This is a genomic window from Janibacter melonis, assembly GCF_020567375.1.
GTDB classification, from domain to species: domain Bacteria; phylum Actinomycetota; class Actinomycetes; order Actinomycetales; family Dermatophilaceae; genus Marihabitans; species Marihabitans melonis.
In genome coordinates, this window is sequence record NZ_JAJBZM010000001.1 from 1,132,568 (window position 1) to 1,152,183 (window position 19,616).

At 66.9% G+C, this 19,616-nt stretch carries 14 protein-coding genes; 12 read left to right on the plus strand and 2 right to left on the minus strand.

All coding sequences use genetic code 11. The features are described 5' to 3' along the window. Nucleotides 1–26: 26 nt before the first annotated feature. The 12 genes from LIV55_RS05245 (at nt 27) to LIV55_RS05300 (ending at nt 15,810) form a co-directional block, all read left to right on the plus strand. Nucleotides 27–2,783: a type I restriction endonuclease subunit R gene (locus LIV55_RS05245; RefSeq protein WP_229299398.1), complete on the plus strand. Its 2,757-nt coding sequence runs from the start codon at nt 27–29 to the stop codon at nt 2,781–2,783. After that, nucleotides 2,780–4,081 (plus strand): restriction endonuclease subunit S, encoded by a 1,302-nt coding sequence (locus tag LIV55_RS05250; protein WP_229299399.1) that lies wholly within the window; start codon nt 2,780–2,782, stop codon nt 4,079–4,081. The genes LIV55_RS05245 and LIV55_RS05250 overlap by 4 nt, the downstream gene beginning before the upstream one ends. Beyond that, complete coding sequence (locus LIV55_RS05255) at nt 4,078–6,345, plus strand: GmrSD restriction endonuclease domain-containing protein (protein ID WP_229299400.1); 2,268 nt, start codon at nt 4,078–4,080, stop codon at nt 6,343–6,345. The genes LIV55_RS05250 and LIV55_RS05255 overlap by 4 nt, the downstream gene beginning before the upstream one ends. Then, entirely contained in the window at nt 6,326–6,634 is a 309-nt protein-coding gene (locus LIV55_RS05260; protein WP_229299401.1) for a hypothetical protein, read from the plus strand. The genes LIV55_RS05255 and LIV55_RS05260 overlap by 20 nt, the downstream gene beginning before the upstream one ends. 8 nt (nt 6,635–6,642) lie before the next feature. Next, nucleotides 6,643–8,124 (plus strand): type I restriction-modification system subunit M, encoded by a 1,482-nt coding sequence (locus LIV55_RS05265; protein ID WP_229299402.1) that lies wholly within the window; start codon nt 6,643–6,645, stop codon nt 8,122–8,124. A gap of 201 nt (nt 8,125–8,325) precedes the next feature. Beyond that, on the plus strand, nt 8,326–9,354 hold the full coding sequence (mobF, locus tag LIV55_RS05270; RefSeq protein ID WP_229299404.1) for a MobF family relaxase: 1,029 nt from the start codon (nt 8,326–8,328) through the stop codon (nt 9,352–9,354). Between the two features lie 90 nt (nt 9,355–9,444). Next, the gene (locus tag LIV55_RS05275; protein WP_229299405.1) at nt 9,445–11,019 is read left to right on the plus strand and encodes an ATP-dependent DNA helicase; all 1,575 of its coding nucleotides are present in this window, start codon (nt 9,445–9,447) and stop codon (nt 11,017–11,019) included. A 472-nt stretch (nt 11,020–11,491) separates the two neighbouring features. Next, nucleotides 11,492–11,722 (plus strand): helix-turn-helix domain-containing protein, encoded by a 231-nt coding sequence (locus tag LIV55_RS05280; protein ID WP_229299407.1) that lies wholly within the window; start codon nt 11,492–11,494, stop codon nt 11,720–11,722. Between the two features lie 59 nt (nt 11,723–11,781). Then, on the plus strand, nt 11,782–12,903 hold the full coding sequence (locus LIV55_RS05285; RefSeq protein ID WP_229299409.1) for a tyrosine-type recombinase/integrase: 1,122 nt from the start codon (nt 11,782–11,784) through the stop codon (nt 12,901–12,903). A 233-nt stretch (nt 12,904–13,136) separates the two neighbouring features. Then, the gene (locus LIV55_RS05290) at nt 13,137–13,823 is read left to right on the plus strand and encodes a hypothetical protein (RefSeq protein ID WP_229299411.1); all 687 of its coding nucleotides are present in this window, start codon (nt 13,137–13,139) and stop codon (nt 13,821–13,823) included. Between the two features lie 2 nt (nt 13,824–13,825). Then, a complete protein-coding gene (locus LIV55_RS05295; protein ID WP_267492353.1) occupies nt 13,826–15,007 on the plus strand; it encodes a helix-turn-helix domain-containing protein in 1,182 nt (393 codons plus the stop codon). Next, entirely contained in the window at nt 15,004–15,810 is an 807-nt protein-coding gene (locus LIV55_RS05300; protein WP_229299414.1) for a hypothetical protein, read from the plus strand. The genes LIV55_RS05295 and LIV55_RS05300 overlap by 4 nt, the downstream gene beginning before the upstream one ends. Before the next feature lie 103 nt (nt 15,811–15,913). Here the strand turns inward: LIV55_RS05300 and LIV55_RS05305 are convergent, their stop codons facing one another. Together LIV55_RS05305 and LIV55_RS05310 are read right to left on the minus strand one after the other, a co-directional pair. Further along, nucleotides 15,914–17,500, minus strand: a complete 1,587-nt coding sequence (locus tag LIV55_RS05305) for a UvrD-helicase domain-containing protein (RefSeq protein WP_229299416.1) — start codon at nt 17,498–17,500, stop codon at nt 15,914–15,916. Beyond that, entirely contained in the window at nt 17,497–19,563 is a 2,067-nt protein-coding gene (locus tag LIV55_RS05310; protein ID WP_229299418.1) for an ATP-dependent nuclease, read from the minus strand. The genes LIV55_RS05305 and LIV55_RS05310 overlap by 4 nt, the downstream gene beginning before the upstream one ends. Nucleotides 19,564–19,616 lie beyond the last annotated feature (53 nt).

Here is a 19,616-nt window from a genome sequence, read left to right on the forward strand (position 1 = left end):
CCATAGCGCATAACCTACGAGGCATCATGAACCTCGGGGACGACGCCAACCGCCTTGCCGCGGAGGCGCGTGCCCGCGTGCTCATCGACCGACAGCTCACCGACGCGGGCTGGTCGGTGCAGGACAGCAGGTCGCTCAACCTGTTCGCGGCGCAGGGCGTCGCGCGTCGCGAGGCGACCATGGCGACCGGGCACGGTCGAGCCGACTACCTGCTCTACGTCGACCAGAGGGTCGTTGGGGTGATCGAGGCCAAGCCCGAAGGCACTCCCCTGTCGGGTGTCGAGTGGCAGTCCGCGATGTACGCCGAAGGTCTGCCGGCCGATGTCAGGTTGGCGGCCCAGACCAAGGACGGCCGGCTCCCGTTCGTCTTCGAGGCCAGTGGCACCGAGACCCACTTCACCAACGGCTTCGACCCCGAGCCGCGGGCTCGCCGGATCTTCAACTTCCCCAAGGCGGCCACCCTCGCCAAGACCCTGCGAGGGCAGGACGAGGAACACCCCACCTGGCGAGGCAAGGTCACCGCCATGCCACCGCTGGACACCGCTCCCCTTCGGCCAGCGCAGATCGAGGCGATCAACGGCGTCGAGCAGAGCCTGCGCGAGCAGCGCTACGACCGGAGCCTGGTGCAGATGGCCACCGGCGCCGGCAAGACCTACGCGGCCGTGACGCTATCCTACCGGCTGCTGAAGTTCGGCGGGTTCGACCGCATCCTGTTCCTCGTCGACCGCAACAACCTGGCCAAGCAGACGATGGCCGAGTTCGAGAACTACCGCACCCCCGACGACGGCCGCCGCTTCACCGAGCTCTACAACGTGAACCGGCTCAACCGCGGCCCGATGCCGGAGTCGACGGCCCTGGCGATCTCGACCATCCAGCGCGTCTTCAAGGCGCTGCGCAACGAGGAGGTTGGCGAGAGCGACGACCCCGAGCTGGATGGCTGGGTGCCCGACACTCCGGTCACGGTCGCCTACAACGCCGACATCCCACCGGAGACGTTCGACCTGATCGTTGTCGACGAGGCCCATCGTTCGATCTACGGCCAGTGGCGCGGCGTCCTGGAGTACTTCGATGCCCACGTCGTGGGTCTTACCGCGACCCCCGGCAAGCAGACCTTCGGGTTCTTCAAGCAGAACCTCGTCTCGGAGTACACCTACCCGCAGTCGGTGGCCGACAACGTCAACGTCGACTTCGACATCTACCGGATCAAGACCCAGATCAGCGACCGGGGCTCGACGATCAAGGCCGGGACGGTCGTTCCCAAGGTCGACCGGCGCACCCGCGCCCAGCGCTACGAGGCGCTGGACGAGGACCTCGAGTACACCAGCGGCCAGCTCGACCGCGCGGTGACCGCGACCGACCAGATCCGCACCGTGCTGGAGACCTTCCGGGACAAGCTCTTCACCGAGATCTTCCCGGGTCGATCGACCGTGCCGAAGACCCTCATCTTCGCCAAGGATGACGCCCACGCCGAGGAGATCGTCACCCAGGTACGCGAAGTGTTCGGCAAGGGCAACGACTTCGCCGCCAAGATCACCTACACCGCCCGCAACGCAGACCAGCAGCTCGCCGCCTTCCGCACCAGCCCGGCTCTTCGGATCGCGGTCACCGTCGACATGATCGCCACCGGGACCGACGTGAAGCCGCTGGAGTGCGTGTTCTTCATGCGCGACGTGCGCTCGCCGCAGTACTTCGAGCAGATGAAGGGCCGTGGCGCCCGCACCATCCCCTCAGCCGACTTCCAGGCAGTGACCCCCGACGCCAAGCAGAAGACCTGCTTCGTGCTCATCGACGCCATCGGGGTCACCGAGCACGACTTCGTCGAGCCGCCGCTCAACCGCGAGAAGTCGGTCAGCCTCCAGAAGCTGCTGGAGAAGGCCGCAAACCTGACCATCACCGAGGACGAGACGGCAACCCTCGCATCCCGGCTCGCCGCCCTCGAACACCAGCTGACTCCTGATGAGCGCACCGAGCTCGACTCGGTCGCCGGCGGGTCTGTGCGGAAGGTGGTCCGCCACCTCGTCGATGCCGTCGACCCCGACCGGCAAGCCGAAGCCATCGAGGGTGCCGAGGACCCGGACGCAGTCCGTCAGCAGCTGATCATCGACGCCGTGAAGCCACTCGCATCCAATCCCGACCTGCGCGCCCGCATTCTCGAGCTCCGCCGCACCCACGACCGGGTGGTCGACGAGGTCTCCGCCGACGTCCTGCTCGACGCGTACGGCGTGGTCGACACCGACAAGGCAACCTCCGTCGTCGAGTCCTGGCGCGCCTACCTCGACGAGCACCGCGCCGAGATCACCGCCACCCAGCTCCTCACCGAAGCCAAGGAGCGGCGGATCTCCTTCAGCGACATCAAGGAGCTCGCGGACCGCATCGCCCGACCGCCCTACAACTGGACGCCCGACATCATCTGGAACGCGTACGTCGCCCTGGACCCACAGTTCGCCACCAAGTCCGACCACCACACGTTGACCGACCTCGTCTCGCTCGTCCGGTTCACCGTCGGTGTCGACAACGAGCTCGTCCCGTACGCCGAGCGCGTCAACGAGCGGTACGCCGCCTGGCTCGCCCAGCAGGAGCACGCCGGCGTCACGTTCACCGGCGCCGAGCGCTGGTGGCTCGACAACATGGTCAAGGTGATCGCCAACTCCGCCGGCATCCGCACTGAAGATCTCGATGACGCCCCCTTCATCGAGCGCGGAGGCACCGACGGCGCCCTGCGCGACCTCGGCGACCGCGCCGCCGACCTCGTCGACGAACTGAACTCCGAGCTCACCGCATGACGACTCCCGCAGGCTGGGAGCGCAAGACGCTCGGCGAACTCGGTCGGTATCTGAACGGCCGCGCATTTAAGAAGCAGGAGTGGCGATCGCACGGGCGACCGATCATCCGCATCCAGAACCTCACTGGTTCAAGCGATGTGTTCAACTACTTCGAAGGCGAGGTCGAGGATCGTTACGTAGTGCGGCCTGGCGACCTGCTGGTGTCGTGGGCCGCGACGTTGGGCTCGTACATCTGGACCGGTCCCGAGGGTGTACTGAACCAGCACATCTTCAAGGTCCAGTCGAACATCGACCTGAAGTTCCACAAGTACTTGCTCGACCACAAGCTCGACGAGCTGATGCGGCACACGCACGGATCTGGGATGGTCCATATCACCCGTGGACGCTTCGACGCGGTGCCCGTCGATATCCCACCCCTCGATGCGCAGCGCCGCATTGTCGCCCTCCTCGAAGACCACCTCTCCCGTCTTGACGCTGCCGAACGTTCCATGGAGCGCGCTCACAGCTCAGCCAAGGCGCTGGTGCGCGCCGCCCTCTCCTCTGGATTGCGGGGAACGCTTGTCACCGACGATCTTTCCGAGGGTTCGGCCGTGGAGCTCTTGGGCGAAGCGCCCGCGTTCACTCCACAGGAGGACGAACGAGTGTGGCCCGTGCCCGAAACATGGGCATGGGCGCGCATCGGTGATCTGTTCGATGTCAACGTAGGTGCCACGCCGTCGCGAGCGGTTGCCGCGCACTGGTCTGGTGATCTGCCATGGGTCTCCAGCGGTGAGGTTGCATTCGGACGGATCTCATCGACCCGCGAGCACATCACACGCGAAGCGGCAGGCAACCCCGCCAGGCGCATCCAACCGCCTGGGACCGTCATGCTCGCGATGATCGGGGAGGGCAAGACGCGCGGGCAGGCTGCAATCCTCGACATCGAGGCCGCGCACAACCAGAACTGCGCATCGATCCGAGTCTCCGCTACGAAGGTTCTGCCCGAGTACATCTACGGCTATCTGGAGGAGCGCTACCTCGAAACCCGCCGGGGTGGATCCGGGGGGCAGCAGCCAGCATTGAACAAGGCGGCGATCCAACGATTCCCGGTCCCGATCGCTCCGCTTGGGACACAGAGGCGGCTCGTGGAAGCCTGGACGGAAGTCCGGGATGCGGCAGGGCGTCTCGAGCACGGCATACTCGCTGCGACCTTGCGACACTCGACCCTGCGTCGCGCGCTACTTCAAGCAGCCTTCTCGGGCCGCCTTACTGGCGCTGCGTCGGAGCCGTCGGAGGCCGAGGAGATGATCACCGCATGAGAGCCGGAGACGAGCTGCTTGGAGCGGTCTTTAACAAGGACCACCGCTATGTGATCCCGATCTTCCAGCGCCCGTACGTGTGGGACGAGGAGGAGAACTGGATCCCCCTGTGGGACGACATCCGCAAGGCCGCCGAGTCCGCGGAGACACAGTCGGAGGGGGGAGACGACGAGGACGCTCAGGAGTACTTCCTCGGCGCCCTCGTGACCCAGCACCGCAGCCCGATCCCGCGGCGTACGCCCACCTCCATGGTGATCGACGGACAGCAGCGGATGACGACCTTTCAGGTGTTCCTGGCCGCCGCTCGGCGTGTGGCTTTGGAGTTCGGAGCACTGCATGCGGCGGACAGCTTCGCGGCCTTGGTGCGTAACCGGGTGAGCGTCGACAGCGACCATCCAGAGGACCGGCTCAAGGTCGCACCCCTCGCGCATGACTTGCGCGGCTTCGAGTGGGCCGTACGCGAGCCCGTCGACGTGTCTTCGCCACCGAACGTTGGCCACAAGCTCGTTCGGGCCTCTCTCTGGTTCGAAGACGCCGTCCGCGACTGGGTCAAGGAATCTTCCTCGGCGAGCGACCGGCTCGACTTCCTCCACTTCGCCGTCGAGAACCGCATCAAGGTGGTCAGCATCTTCCTCGACGCGCGAGACGACCCGCAGATCATCTTCGAAGCCCTCAACCACCGTGGCGTACGACTGGACGCCGCCGACCTCGTCAAGAACCTGCTCTTCCAGATGCTCGAACGCCAAGGTGACCACCACCTTGAGCATGAACTGCTCAACGACCACTGGTCCGTGCTCGATAGCGGACATTGGCGTGAGGAGGTCACCACGGGCCGCATAAAGCGAGTGCGGGTCGACATCCTCCTGGCCTATTGGCTCAGCGCGCAGCGCGGCGAAGAATCCTCGGCCGAGCACCTCTTCGAGGACTTCAAGCGCTGGATGCGTGCATCACACGCGAGAGCCGCCGACGTGATCCGGGATATCCGCGTCTACGCCGACACGATGGACCGGTTGCAGCGGCTTCCGATGAGTTCCCCAGTCGCACAGGCTCTCGACCGATTGGACGCCACGAAGACCACCACGCCGTGGCCGCTCATGCTGTTCCTTCACGCCTCCTCCGAGATCCCCGAGGATCAGGCCGTCATCGGCACGCTCGCGATCGACTCCTTCCTCATGCGCCGGGCGATCTGTCGCATGACCACCAAGGACTACAACCGGTTGTTCGGCACCCTCCTGGGCGCGATCAGGGTCGGCGATGTCACCCGGGCTGGCGACCTGCTCGTCACGGGTCTGGCAAGCCAGACAGCCGATAGCCGGATCTGGCCGGACGACTCAGCGTTCATCAGCGCGCTGATGAACAGCAACCTCTACAACGACCTCGTGCGAGCCCGCCTCCGCACCCTGCTGGTAGGGCTGGAGAACCACCTGCTCACGAGCCGAGCCGAGCCCACTTTGCCTCACCGAGCAGCCAGCAAGGCCCTGACGATCGAGCACGTCATGCCGGTGAAGTGGGAGGAGAACTGGTCGCTGCCGGACGGCGTGCCAGGGGCGGCGATCGAGCGGCGCAACAACTCGATCCACCGTCTCGGCAACCTGACCCTGGCCACGCAGAGCCTCAACTCGACTCTGAGCAACCAGGCCTGGAGCAAGAAGCGGCACACACTCCAGACCCATAGCCTCGCCCGGTTGACGACCGGGTCGATCCTGACCTTCCCCGACGGTGTCGACAACTTCACCCAGGACGAATGGGTCTCAGCCTGGGACGAGGACCGGATCGGTCTCCGGGAGCTGGCACTGATCAGATACGCACTCATGGCTTGGCCTCGGCCGGCTGACCAAGACGCCGACATGATCGACCTGAGAGCCTTCCAGGTCGAAGAAGCCAGCAAGGTCGCGGAAGCCAGTCGGGTTGCGGAAGCCACCCGGGTCGCGGGGACACGTACACGAACGGACAACCCTGTGCACGGCGATCTACTGCCGCTCATCGTGCGCGGGCTGGTGATACCCGGGGACCGGCTGCGGCATCAGAAGGTGCGATCCGGCACCGAGTTCCATGCCACCGTGACGGGCTCAGGCGGCCTGGATACGTCGGCGGGCCACTTCCGTGCCCCGTCACCTGCCTTGTCGAAACTCGTCGGCAGCTCGCGCAATGGCTGGACTGACTGGACGCATGTCCCGACGGGGAAGACGCTCGCCGAGCTTCGAGAGATGCTCCGCGACTCTCTGAGGGACGGAGCACAGAACGATGGAGAAGATGATGGATGACACGACGTTCGTCATGGACGGATACACGATCGACCTGGATCAGCTCTATCGAGCGATGCATTCGCAATCTGTACTGGAGGGTGGCATCCGTGTCTTCCACGGCAACAGCAACGATGTGCGCGCAGTGAAGCGGCTTCTCCACGACCTCTTCGATGTTCCGGTCCGCGACAGGGTGCATCCCATGAACAACCGCATCCGCAAGGAGGCTGAGATCCGGATGGCAGCTTTGGGCTGGGCGACAAAGGACCCCGGCCGATCTGCCCGCTACGAGCTCTACCGAAGACTGTGACCGCGACTATGTCTGACTCCCGCCGCCTCGTAGACAAGCTCTGGTCCTACTGCAACGTCCTGCGTGACGACGGCGTGGGCGTCATCGAGTACACCGAGCAGCTGACGTACCTGCTGTTCCTCAAGATGGCGCACGAGCGGGCTAACCGGCGTCTCAACCCGCAGCAGATCGTGCCGCCCGAGTACTCGTGGCAGAAGCTCCTCGACGCCGAGGGCACCGAGCTGGAGGTCACCTACACCCAGATCCTGGTCGGTCTTGCCCAGCAGCCGGGCACGCTTGGCACGATCTTCCGGAAGGCCCAGAACCGGATTCAGGACCCCGCCAAGCTCAAGCGGCTCATCGTCGACCTCATTGACCGGGAGAACTGGTCAGCTTCCGGCACCGACCTTAAGGGAGACGCCTATGAGGAGCTGCTGTCGAAGGGGGCTTCCGACAAGGGCTCCGGCGCCGGCCAGTACTTCACGCCCCGCGAGCTGATCCGGGCGATCGTCGACGTGATCGACCCCAGGCCCACCGACACGGTCGTCGACCCCGCCTGCGGCACCGGCGGCTTTCTCCTCGTCGCCCACGAGCACGCCTCCCGCGATGCCGCCAGCCTCACGCCGACCGAGCGCGATCACCTCCGTGACGAGTTCGTCTCCGGCTACGAGCTGGTCGACGGCACCGCACGGCTGGCCGCGATGAACTTGTTGCTGCACGGCATCGGAACACCGAACGGCGACTCCCTCATCGACGTACGCGACTCCTTGATCGCCGACCCCGGCCAGCGCTGGTCCGTGGTGCTCACGAACCCGCCCTTCGGCCGCAAGTCGTCGCTCACCATGGTCGGCGCGGACGGACGGGCCGTGCGCGAAGACCGCGACATCGAGCGCCAAGACTTCGTCGTGACGACGTCCAACAAGCAGCTCAACTTCCTGCAGCACATCATGACGGTCCTGGACATCAACGGTCGCGCCGCGGTCGTCCTGCCCGACAACGTGCTGTTCGAGGGTGGTGCCGGCGAGACGCTACGCCGCAAGCTGCTCGCGGATTTCGATCTGCACACGATGATCCGGCTCCCCACCGGCATCTGGTACGCGCCCGGGGTGAAGGCGAACGTGCTCTTCTTCGACAAGAAGCCGGCGGCCGAGCAGCCTTGGACCCAGAAGCTGTGGGTCTACGACTTCCGCACGAACATGCACTTCACGCTCAAGCAGAACCCGCTGCGCCGGGCAGACCTCGATGACTTCGTGACGTCGTTCCTGTCCGGCAAGGACCGCGCGGAGCGGGTGGAGTCCGAGCGTTGGAAGGCCTTCGCGTACGACGAGCTCGTGGGCCGCGACAAGGCCAACCTCGACATCACCTGGCTGCGCGACGAGTCGCTCGAGGACGCCGACAACCTGCCGGCGCCGGAAGTCATCGCCCGCGAGATCGTGGAGGACCTGACGGCCGCGCTCGTCGAGTTCGAGGCCGTTACCGCCGCACTTGAAGCCTCTTCCTCCGACTCCTGATCTTCTCCCTCTTCCCGACCCCTCACAGCTTCCCCTTCATCTACAACCGTTGACTCCTCACGGTCCCCAAAATCCTCTCCCCGTCACCCCTCATCCGCCTGCCCCACCACCTTCTTTCTCAGCGGCACGCATGCTACGAAGGTTCGTAGATGGGTCGCCCGTGATCGGGCGGCCCACGCGGCATTTCTAGGGGTCCGTTGGTTGTCGACGGACGTCGTGGAGGCGGTGGTCCGGGTGCGTGGCGGGGTGAAGTTCTACCGCGGCGCGGCGAAGGCCGCGCGCGCCTACGTCGAGGGGGATCGCTCCCGGGCGGACGACTACTACCTCGGCGAGGGCTGCGGAGTGGCTGCCCGGCTCACAGCGACCCCGGGCGGTGTCGAGCATGCCGGCTCGATGGACGGCGACGCCTACGAGAAATGGGTCGCGGGAGTCGACGTCGACAGCGGTCGCAAGAAGGGTCGGGTTCGCGAAGACGCGAACGCGCTGCGGTTCGTCGAGGTCACCGTCAACGGCCCGAAGACCTGGTCACTGGCCGCCGCGCTTCATCCAGACATCTCGGCTGCGCTGGACGAAGCCCAGGACAAGGCCGCCGCCGAGATCGTCGGCTGGGCCGCCCAGCACGCGACCACCCGGGTGGGACCGCGCGGTCGCCAGGTGCAGGTGCCGGTCGAGAAGATCGAGGCTGCAGTGATCCGGCACTACACGTCGCGTGCCGGTGATCCGCACCGGCACCTGCACCTTCAGATCAACGCCCGCGTGTGGGCGGCCGGCGCCTGGCGGGGCCTGCACTCGGTGGGTGTGCGGGACATGATCGAGGCGATCAACGGGATCGGGCACGCCGCGGTCGCCACCGACCCGGAGTTCCGGGCGGTCCTCGCAGTGCGGGGCTTCACCCTGGACGCCGAGACCGGGGAGATCGAGCAGCTCGCGCCGTACGTCGGGGCGTTCAGCGCTCGGACCAGTCAGATCCACCGCAACATCGACCGGTACGAAGCCCAGTGGCGGCGCGAGCATCCCGGCGAGGAGCCGGGGCCGCGGCTGCGCGAGGCGTGGGATCGGCGGGCGTGGGCCGATGCGCGGCCGGACAAGGTCGTCCCCACCGACGGCGCTGACCTGGTCGCGAGATGGAACGCCGAGCTGCGTGCCCTGGGTTACCACGACCCAGCCGCTCCAGCCGTGCTGGAGGCAACACAGGTCGGCTGGATCGACCGGGACGGGGCGACGGACTAAATCATCTCCCAGCTCGGGGCGAAGCGGTCGGCGTGGAACGCCGCCGACATCCGCGGGAAGGTCGAGGTTCTGCTGGCGCAGGCCAAGCTGGTGGCGGAGCCCGCGGCGCGCATCGAGCTCGCCGAGGACGTGACGGCCCGCGCCGCCGCACGCAGTGTCCGGCTGCTCGCCTCACCCGACGTGCCCGAACACGTCCGCTCACTGACCTCCCAGCAGGTGATGGAGGTCGAGGCGGACCTCATCGGTCGTCTCGCCCGCCGTGCGGAGCAGCAAGCCAGACGGGTCCGGCTGCACGGGCGAGGGCTGACTCGGGTCGACCCCACTCAGGCCGCCGTCGTCGGCACCCTGGCCGGTGACGGCCAGCTGGTGGTCGTGGAGGGCGCGGCCGGAGCCGGCAAGACCACCGCGCTGAGGTCGGCGCGGACCGTGCTGTCGCGGCAGGGGCATCGGCTACTGGTGGTGACGCCGACGTTGAAGGCGGCCGAGGTCGCCGCCGCGGAGACCGGCGCCGACGGGCACTCGGCCGCTTGGCTGATCCACCAGCACGGCTGGCGCTGGGACGACGACGGGCACTGGGCACGGCGCCCCGACGCCGCACCCGACCCGTCCGCCCGACTGCGACCAGGGGATCTGCTGCTGGTCGACGAGGCGGGCATGCTGGACCAGGACACCGCCCGCGCGCTGCTGACGGTCGCCGACGAGGCCGGGGCGCGGGTAGCGCTGGTCGGCGACCGACACCAGCTCCCGGCGGTGGGACGCGGCGGCGTCCTGGACCACGCCCTCGCGTGGGCCCACCCGACCGCGGTCGTGTCGTTGGAGAAGGTGCACCGATTCACCGACCCCGACTACGCCGCACTCTCCCTGCGCATGCGCACCGGCGACGACCCCGCCTCGATCTTCGATGCGTTGCACCGCCGAGGATCGATCGTCGTCCACACCAGCGACAGTGAACGCACCGCCGCCCTCGCCGAGGCGGGGGCGGCCGGCGGCCTCGTCGTCGCCGACACCCGCGAGCAAGTGGCCCGCCTCAATGCCGCGGTCCGCGACCAGCGTCGCGCCGATCCCGCCACGGGCAACTCGGCCGACGCAGACCCGTCCCTGGTGACCGCTCGCGGCGAACGGGTCGGGCTCGGGGACCGCGTCGCTACCCGCCGCAACGACCCTGATCTCGGGGTCGCGAACCGCCAGACCTGGACGGTCGCCGGAATCGGCGAGGACGGCCACCTGATCCTTCACGGCCGCGGGCGCGATCGCGAGATCCCGGCGGAGTACGCGACCCGGTTCGTCGAGCTCGCCTACGCCACCACAGTCCACGGAGCCCAGGGCGAGGCCGTCGAGGCCGCCCTCGGCGAGACCACCGGTGCCGCCGCGGCGTACGTCGCGATGACGCGCGGCCGCGCATCCAACACTGCCCACCTTGTCGCCGAGACGCGTCGAGGACGCACGGAAGCAGTGGGTCGATGTCTTCAGCCGCGACCGCGCGGACCTGGGCCCCGCTCACGCCCGACGGCTCGCCGTCGACGCGATCGACCGGTACGGCGCGGCCGCCGTAGCGCCTCCAACGCCACGGCTCCCGGTCCCGGAGTACCGGCCGCCCATTTCCCGGCCCTCCGGAATCGGCCTCTGAGAGGCGGGTGCAGCCAACGACCTAGGGAACGCCGTTGACCTGCACGAACGCAGCGTTCCCCCTCGCGTTCCCCTCCGTTGTTACCGCATTCCGGTAACGCCCCTCGCCCACGCTGATCGGCGTGAATCAACACCTTCACAAGTCCGCGGGAAAACGACTTAGGGATACCTGTTGACCTGCGGAAACACAGGTCACCTGGCAGGTATCCCCCTCAGGTTCCCCCGATTCCGGGGAACCTGCCGCCCCATGCTGATCAACACGTACAGATCGTTCGCGATAACAACCAGCGAGGAGCACCCGATGAGTTCTCGAACTTTCGGACGGGCGCCGCCTGACCTGCGAAGACGCCACCTCACGGGGGCGCCCGTCCGGAGGACGGGCGGGGCCAGGACGGGCGCGAATTGGTGCCCCCCAGCGCGCACCGTAGGACGCGTACCTCTCGACGACAGACACCCACCCATCACGACCGGCGACGAACGACGCCGGGAACCCAGCCACAAGGAGGCCGCCATGACCGCACAACCCAACGCCCCACGACCCCGCCAGAACCCCGGCGACGACATGCTCACCCTCCAGGAAGCGTGCCGCTACCTCCGCGTGCCCGAGGGGACGCTGCGCTACTGGCGCCACCTCGGCGCCGGACCCCGCAGCTTCAAGGTCGGCCGCCACGTCCGCTACTGGCGAGACGACCTCATCCTCTGGCTCACCGAGCAGACCAACCGTCCCCATAACCGCAGCTGACCCTGCCCCACCGTCGGATCTCAGAGAGACGATGGAGCGATCCTGGAAGGAGCATCACCATGGCGGGAAACATCGCCAAGCGAGCCAACGGCCGGTGGCGGGCGCGGTACCGCGACGAGGCCGGCAAGGAGCACTCGCGGCACTTCGACCGCAAGATCGACGCCCAGCAGTGGCTGGACCAGGTCACCTCCGCGGTGGTCACCGGCACGTACGCCGATCCCAAGGCCGGCCGGATCACGTTCGCAGCGTTCTTCGGGGAGTGGTCGGCCCGCCAGGTCTGGGCACCCGGCACCGTCCTCGCAATGTCACTGGCGGCCAGATCCGTGCCGTTTGCGGGGAAGCCCATGAAGCAGGTCCGGCGCTCGGACGTCGAGACTTGGATCAAGCAGATGAACGCCGCCGGGCTTGCCCCCGGCACCATCAAGACGCGTTACGTCAACGTCAGGTCGGTGTTCCGCGCCGCCGTGAAGGACAGGGTGATCGGCTCCGACCCGACCGACGGAGTACGCCTCCCCCGCGGCAGACGCGCGGAAGTGGCCATGTCGATCCCCACGCCCGAGCAGGTCGGGCAGCTCATGGCCGTGGCCGACGAACGGTTCCAGCCGTTCATCGCCCTCTGCGCGTTCGCCGGCTTGCGGCTCGGCGAGGCCGCCGGGGTCCAGCTCGGCGACGTCGACTTCCTCCGCAAGTCGCTGAAGGTCTCCCGCCAGGTGCAACGCGTCAACGGCGGGGCGATCGATATGCGGCCACCGAAGTACGGATCAGAGGGGGTCGTCTACCTCGCGGACAGTCTGGTCAACGTGCTCGCCGAGCACGTCGCCGCTCACGGCACCATCGGCAAGGAGCGGTGGCTCTTCGCCGGCGAGGGCGACGACCCGCCCCACCAGAACACCGTCGGCTACTGGTGGCGCAAGACGCTGCGCGAAGCCGACCTGACCGGCATCAAGCTCCACGACCTTCGCCACTTCTACGCCTCCGGGCTCATCGCCGCCGGATGCGACGTCGTGACGGTTCAACGCTCGCTGGGCCATGCGAAGGCGACCACGACGCTCAATACCTACGCCCACCTCTGGCCGACCGCCGAGGACCGCACGAGGAAGGCAGCGGAGTCGATCATGGCCGCATCGCTCGGCGAGCCAACCCGGGCCCTGGTGAGGTTGGGAACGAGTCCGACTGAGTGAGGCCTGGCCACGGACCGCAGAGGCACCTCCCGACGCGTCAGCCGGTAACGCGTGACAAGGCCCAGAATGGCGCGGCTCCGGACTTGTGAGGTCGGAGATCTGCTCGGATGAAGGAGCGGTCGCGGCACGGCGCACCGGCCGTCAGGTTGGCGACCAAGCGGCCGGAAGCGATGACCGTTCCAGGAACATGGTGCCATCTTGGTTGATTTTTTCGCGCATTTCGACCATACTAGGTGAAGCAGATCGTCCCCTACACCACAGGAATCGCCGTGGCTCATGCAGACCTCTCCGCCCTGATCGGCACCCACCTCTCCGACGACCTGCTCAAGCGTGCACTCCGGGCGGTGTTCCAAGCCAAGAAGGTCGCCTACGACCACTGTGCCGCAGAGTTCCTGTCGCCCTCCGACGCCGAGAACGTGCGCCCGTTCTACGCCCGCGGCAAGATCCAGGAACTCATGCGGGAGATCGTAACGCCGGTCCCTGGCGTAGAGGCACAGACGGTGAAGTCGGACGGTTCCTTCTGGAACCACACCGAGATTGTGAGCGGTCCGGTAATCATGACCGCCCACTCGGTCCAGACGCCGTGCGGTCTGGTCGAGGGGACGGACTACCAGCTCTCTCTCGCCAGCGATCAGGACGCGCTCTTCGGGGATGACGAGCCGTCCGAGAACGCGCGCCTGTATGCCCTCCTCCTTCATAGCCCATTCCGTGGTCGCCACGATGCCGAGCAGAGGGAGTTCGCCTACCTGCCCGGGTCGGTGTACGTCGCCTTCCCGGCACCCGGTATCAAGTACTACGTGCACCACATCAATCTGTTCACGCGGTTCCCCGACGTGATCGAACGGTTGATGCCGAACCAGTGGGACGAGTCGGCGCGGGTCCACTACAAGTGGGCCGCGACCCAGCGGGCGAGCGCCTGAAGATGCCTTCAAAGACTCCGGGTTTCGTCGGAGCGCGACTTCGGGAGGCACGAGAGGTTCGCAACCTGCGGGCAGTCGAGCTGTCGGAGATGTTGGGCGTATCGCCGCAGGCGGTGTCCGCATACGAGACCGACAAGAAGACACCTAGCCCCGCGGTTGCCGAATCCATCGTTCGGATCCTCAACCTTCCGCCCGAGTTCTTCACGACGCCGGACGAACGCGGCGAACTAGAGGGGCTTCCGTTCTTTCGTTCGATGAGCGCGGCGACCAAGCAGGCGCGAACCCGGGCAGCCCGTCGGGAGCGGTGGTTGGAGCAGATCACCGACTACCTAGGCGGCATCGTCAGTTTTCCTGACGTGAACTTTCCCGACCTCTCACCTCCGGCTGATCCGCTCATGCTCACGGACGACGAAATCGAACACTTCGCGGAGGACGCCCGGAAGCACTGGGGCATGAGCGAGGGACCGATCAACAACATGGTCTATCTGCTAGAGAACCAAGGAGCGATCGTGGCTCGCGACTCCTTCGGGGCGGCCACGCTTGACAGCCTGACGGTTGTCTCGCCATCGTCGCGGCCCTTTGTGATGATTGGCACTGACAAGGGCACCTCGGTGCGGTGGCGCTTTGACGCAGCCCACGAGTTAGGGCACGTCCTGTTGCACGCGAATCTCGACCGTCGCCGTTTGACTAAGACGGCCGACTTCAAGCGGATCGAAGAGCAGGCCCACAGGTTCGCCGGAGCGTTCCTTCTCCCGGCAGCCCCGTTCGCCGACGACTTCTTCGCCGCGTCGCTCGACACCCTCCAAGAGATGAAGCCTCGGTGGAAGGTCTCGATTGGCGCCATGATGATGCGCGCGAAGCAACTCGACCTGATGCCCGAGCAGACCTCTCGCCGTATGTGGATCAACTACTCTCGGCGCGGATGGCGAAGGTCGGAGCCTCTTGATGACGTCATGCCTCCCGAGATCCCAAGGCTGCTCTACAAGGCGGTTGACCTCTTCCTTGGAGACGGCGTACACAATGCCGACGATCTCCGCGCCGGCGTTCGCCTTTCGGATCGCGACATTGAGGCGCTTTGCTCCCTCCCGGAGGGCCACCTCTCCGGCATCGCCCACGCGCCGGTTGGGCTCCGAGAGGATCATGCCGAAAATGCGCAGATCATCCACTTCCCCAGACAGTCATGACCCGTCAGGCAGAAATTCACGCTTGGGCGTCCGAGATCTACGACCCCAACGATCCCTCAAGGGTGGACTTCACCACCCAGGACGCGGCGTATCAGGCCTTCGAGGAATCGCTGCGAGTCATCAAAGGCACTCTTGGTAGGTGGTGGCTGAAGCGCGAGCTGCACCCTCGCGCGAGTCACCTCGGAGGAGTCCTGGGGTTGGACGCGGCGGATGAGCCCGCGGGAGCGATAACGCTGTACCGGATATTCAATCTGGCCTACGAGTTGCACGAAGCCCGCACCGTTCCGGGACTTGAAGCCTTCGTCCGCGGACTACGCTCGCGGTCGCTGACAGACGCAGCTGCCGAGATGTGCGCTGTCCGGCATTGCGCCCGCGCCGGCGAGGGTGTCGAGTTTGTTGAGCCGCAATCTTCGGCCAGCCGCTCACCTGACGCGGTTGTCGTCCTCGGCGGTCGCCGTGTGTCGGTGGAGGTCAAAGCACGCGCCGAGTTGCCCTTGACCGACTACGCCGAGCGCAAGATTGCCAGCACTCTCGGTGCCGCGCGAAAGCAGCTGCCCTCCTCCGGCCCCTCGCTGATTTACCTTCGACTATCTCCGCCCTGGTCTGAGGACGAGGCCACACTGAACTCAGTTGCAGAGGCCTGCGATAAGTTCTTGTTCAACTCGAGGCGCGTCAACGCAGTCGTACTAATGCTCGAACGACGGTTGCCTCATCCGGACCGAGGAGGCATGGCGTTTCAAACCGGAACCCTCACGATTGCAAGTCGAAATCCACGAGTGCCCTTGGACGAAGTTCAGGACTGAGGACCGCTCCGAAATGTAGGCCTCACGTGAACTGCGCTCGGCAGGCAGGCAGGCATGCCGCCGTCTCCCCGGTTCAGTTCTCCGCTTTGTTGGCTGATTCTGGTCAGGGAGTCGCCGACTTGGGGTTGGTGGTCTTGCGTGCGCCTCGCTTCTTCGGTGGTGGTGTCGCCGGGAAGACCTCGATCGTGCGGTAGCGAGCCCTGGTCGTCGCGACGTAGATCTTGCGGTGCAGGTCCTCAGTGACGGTGAGTCCGGCGCCGAGCGCCTTCCGTTCGTTGTCGCGAAGCGAGACGCCGACGATGTCCCACTCCCCACCCTTGGCCTGGTGGGTGGTCAGGCCCGGGACAGGGCGTCCGGGGTGGGTCATACGTGACTGGAGCGCGGCGAGCCGGCCTGTGTGTGCCGCGTGGGGCCGGCGCAGAGTCCGGGCGGACACCGTGCCGATGACCGCGACGAGCTCGAGGTAGGCGGACTTCACCGCGGCCGCAGTACCGGGCTTGAGGGTCTCGATGACACCCTGGAGGTCGGGTTCGAGCTGCCGCGGGACGTCGGTGTCCTGGATGTTCAAGGCGGTGAGGGCGTCGCCGAGGTAGGTCGCGTTGAGGTCGAGGACGTTCCGGGTGACGTGGTTGAGCAGGATGGTGGCAGCGGCCTCCTCGTAGCCGCCCTTGAACGAGTGGTACGCGAGCGGGAGAACGCCTCCGCCGATCGCCCAGAGGTCCTTCCACCACAGTGCGATGGCGACGTCGAGGTCGGCGGGGTCCGTGGGGAGGATGACGCCGGTGCCGCTGCGGAGGTCGTTGGCAAGCTCGGCCTGCTCCTCGGTCTGCCACCGGAACGACTGGGTGAGCGGGAGCGTCGGGACGCTGTTGCGGGCGAGGAGTTCAGGCACAACGTCGGGCTTGGCGCCGCGGAATAGGTAGAGCGCCTGCCAGGGGTCTCCGACCAGGGTGACGGTGACGCCCGCTGCGATGGCCGCTTCGATGATCGCGATGTCGAGTTCGTTGGCGTCGAAGACCTCGTCGACGACCAAGGCCCGGAGTTGTTGACCAAGGCGCATCTGGATGCGGGCGGCGCAGTCGGGCAGGGCGAGGGCGTGCTCGAGGATGGAGCGGACGTCGTCGTGCGTGCAGATGCCCTGCTTCATCAAAGGGACGATGTTGACCGCTGGGACGCGGTAGGCGTGCTTCTCCGCGAACAAGCCCGTCATGTGGAGCGCACGACCGCGGAGGCTGAGCTCGTAGATGGAGCGGGTGGAGACAGTGCCGCCGCAGGAGGCCCAGCTGTCGCGAATGTCGAGGGTGACGTTCCCGTCGGGCCACAGCGTCTTCGCGTCGGGCCACTCGACGAGTCCTTCCCGGAGGAGGTCGTGGAGGAGATCGGACATGATGGTGTCGAGGGTGACGATGCGGTGGGGCCAGGCGAGCGCTTCGGTGCCCCAGAGTCGTTGGACGCGGCGGCGCAGGTTGTAGGTCGCGGCGCGTGTGAAGCTGACGGCGACGACGGCGCGGGGGTCGTGGCGGTGTTCGGCGGCGAAGCGGTGAACGCCGAACCGTTGTGCGGACACGGTAGTCTTCCCCGTGCCGGGGCCTGCTTCGATGAAGATGTTCTTCACGCTGGTGGCGGCGGCGTGCCGCTGCTGCGCGGTCAGTGTGTCGATCGCGCCGGCGTGAGCGAGAGCACCTGTCACAGCAGGTCGAGGTCCTTCAGCATCTGAGTCGTAGCCGCCTCCTGGGCCTGCGCCTGGGCCGTGTCGCCCCCGGGGTCGTCGGCTGGTGTCGATCCTGCCGAACCGCCGGGCGCAGCTGGAGGCGCCGGAGGGGGCGCGGGCGGCGTCGGGTCGGCATAAAGGAAATCGAAGACGGTCACGTACGGTTGGGGCACGTGCACGTCGATATTGCCGGTGTACCGGGCGTCGCGGAGGCGTCCGGCGAGGGCTTCGGCGAACTCGCCCTTCTTCGACGCGCCGGGGCCGGCTTTGACGGTCGCGCCGCCCTGCTTGTGCTGACCCCGGAAGATGTCTCGGACGGCCTCGGGGGTGACGTCGGCCGGCACCTCGAGGGCGAGGTCGGTGAGCGCGCCTGCGATGTGCGCTTCGTTGTGTTCCGTGAGCTGAGGCTCCAGGGTCGGGTGGCTGTGCTCGACGAGCAGGACGCCTGGGTCATGGTCAGGTGCCCACGACGGCTGGTCGGGTGCCTCGGTGAAGTCCTTATCGCTGTCACGGAGGACGGCGACGCGGCCGACCAGCTCGTGGTCGCGGGTGGCGAGGAGCCGTACTGACCACGGACCGACCTTCGTGCCCATCGGGACGATGCTGAGCGCGTCGATGAACGCCTGCTTGTCCTCGTCGTCGCCCGCCCATGCCCACCCGAGCTCGCGTAGGACGGCCGCTTCAGTGACGCCCTCGACGAGCAGGACCCGGTCGGCGAACAACGACGCGGACCGACTGGCGTCCAGGTGTAGGCGGGCCTTGCGCAGTACCTCGTCCGGCTTGGTGAGGGGGATGTCCGCTATGGCGCGCGACACCGGGCGGCCCTGGTTGTCGCGGCGGATGATGACCAGCTCGGTCGGATCGCAGGAGGTGATGATGTCGGTCGCGTGGCTCGACAGGATCACCTGCAGCTCGGGACGCAACTGCACCTGCCGTCGTAGGTACCGCACAAGGGAGTGCTGCAGCTGCGGGTGCAGGTGCGCCTCGGGTTCTTCGATGAGGAGGGTCACGTGGAACGGGCTGTCGGGGAAGAACGAGTCCTCGACACTCTCGCTCTCGGCCCGGGCCTGTGCGAGAACGCGGTCGGCGTCGGCGAGCTCTTCCTCGGTCGGCTGCGCAGCCTGCTGCTGCGGGGGTGGGGCGGCAGCCTGAGCGGCGGCCTGGGCGGCTTGCGCAGCAGCTGCCTGGGCAGCTTGAGCTGCTGCCGCCGCGGCGGCGATCTGGGTGGCGTCAGGGATGGCGGCCAGGGTGACAGCGATGTGGAGCAGGTTCACGTACCCGAGCGCGACGACCTCCAGCGGCAAAGCGTCCGAACGGCCCTCGAAGTTGGCGAGCATCAGCTCCAGCACCCGGGCGAGGTAGCGGTCATCGACGACCTGTCCGCGGATGTAGGGCCACTTGCGGGACACGCCGGCCGAGATCGCTCGCAACTGCTCCCCCACCCGGCCCTCCAGAGCCTCGAGTACGTCGTGAGTAGCGAGTTGCTCGAGCAGCCGGGACGCGTGTGCGCGCAGGTCGGTCAGGTCACGGCCGTGCCCCCGGTTCTGCTGCTGGGCACGCAGAAGCTCGACCAGGACACGGGCCTCGCGACGCGACAGCTCATCGAGCGGGTTCCGCCACGCCGGCAGATGGATCAGCAGAATCTTGTCCTCAACACCGCTGGTGGATGCCGTCAGAACCTTCGTGTTGATGGCGCCCATGCTGCGATGCATGGTCCGCGCCCACTCCGCCGCGACCGTTCCCGGGACCGACCGCCCGCTCTGGTCCTGCAGCTGTTTGCCGAGCGGTCCTTCGTCCACCGCGTGCCCCTCGAACTTGTATTCAAGCTCGATGTCGCGGTCGCCTGTCCCGAGCGCCGCAGCGGAGTGCCGCGGCAAGTACGGGAACCGTTCAGTGTGCGCCAGATACACGGCGTCGCCGAACGTGGTCTTGCCGCCACCGTTCGCGCCCGCGATGACCGTGAACCGACCGGGGAGGGAGACCTCCAACGGGTAGTCGACCGAGCCCCGCAGGCCCCGCACCCGAACACGGCTTAAGTACACAGCGTCGTCCTTCCTCGCACGCGGCAACGGGGGCCGCACGACATCTACCGAAC

Excerpts from the sequence above, each read along its gene's own strand:
- LIV55_RS05245 (WP_229299398.1), top strand. The coding sequence starts at position 27 with ATGAACCTCGGGGACGACGCCAACCGCCTTGCCGCGGAGGCGCGTGCC.
- LIV55_RS05250 (WP_229299399.1), top strand. The coding sequence starts at position 2,780 with ATGACGACTCCCGCAGGCTGGGAGCGCAAGACGCTCGGCGAACTCGGT.
- LIV55_RS05255 (WP_229299400.1), top strand. The coding sequence starts at position 4,078 with ATGAGAGCCGGAGACGAGCTGCTTGGAGCGGTCTTTAACAAGGACCAC.
- LIV55_RS05260 (WP_229299401.1), top strand. The coding sequence starts at position 6,326 with ATGGAGAAGATGATGGATGACACGACGTTCGTCATGGACGGATACACG.
- LIV55_RS05265 (WP_229299402.1), top strand. The coding sequence starts at position 6,643 with ATGTCTGACTCCCGCCGCCTCGTAGACAAGCTCTGGTCCTACTGCAAC.
- LIV55_RS05280 (WP_229299407.1), top strand. The coding sequence starts at position 11,492 with ATGACCGCACAACCCAACGCCCCACGACCCCGCCAGAACCCCGGCGAC.
- LIV55_RS05285 (WP_229299409.1), top strand. The coding sequence starts at position 11,782 with ATGGCGGGAAACATCGCCAAGCGAGCCAACGGCCGGTGGCGGGCGCGG.
- LIV55_RS05295 (WP_267492353.1), top strand. The coding sequence starts at position 13,826 with ATGCCTTCAAAGACTCCGGGTTTCGTCGGAGCGCGACTTCGGGAGGCA.
- LIV55_RS05300 (WP_229299414.1), top strand. The coding sequence starts at position 15,004 with ATGACCCGTCAGGCAGAAATTCACGCTTGGGCGTCCGAGATCTACGAC.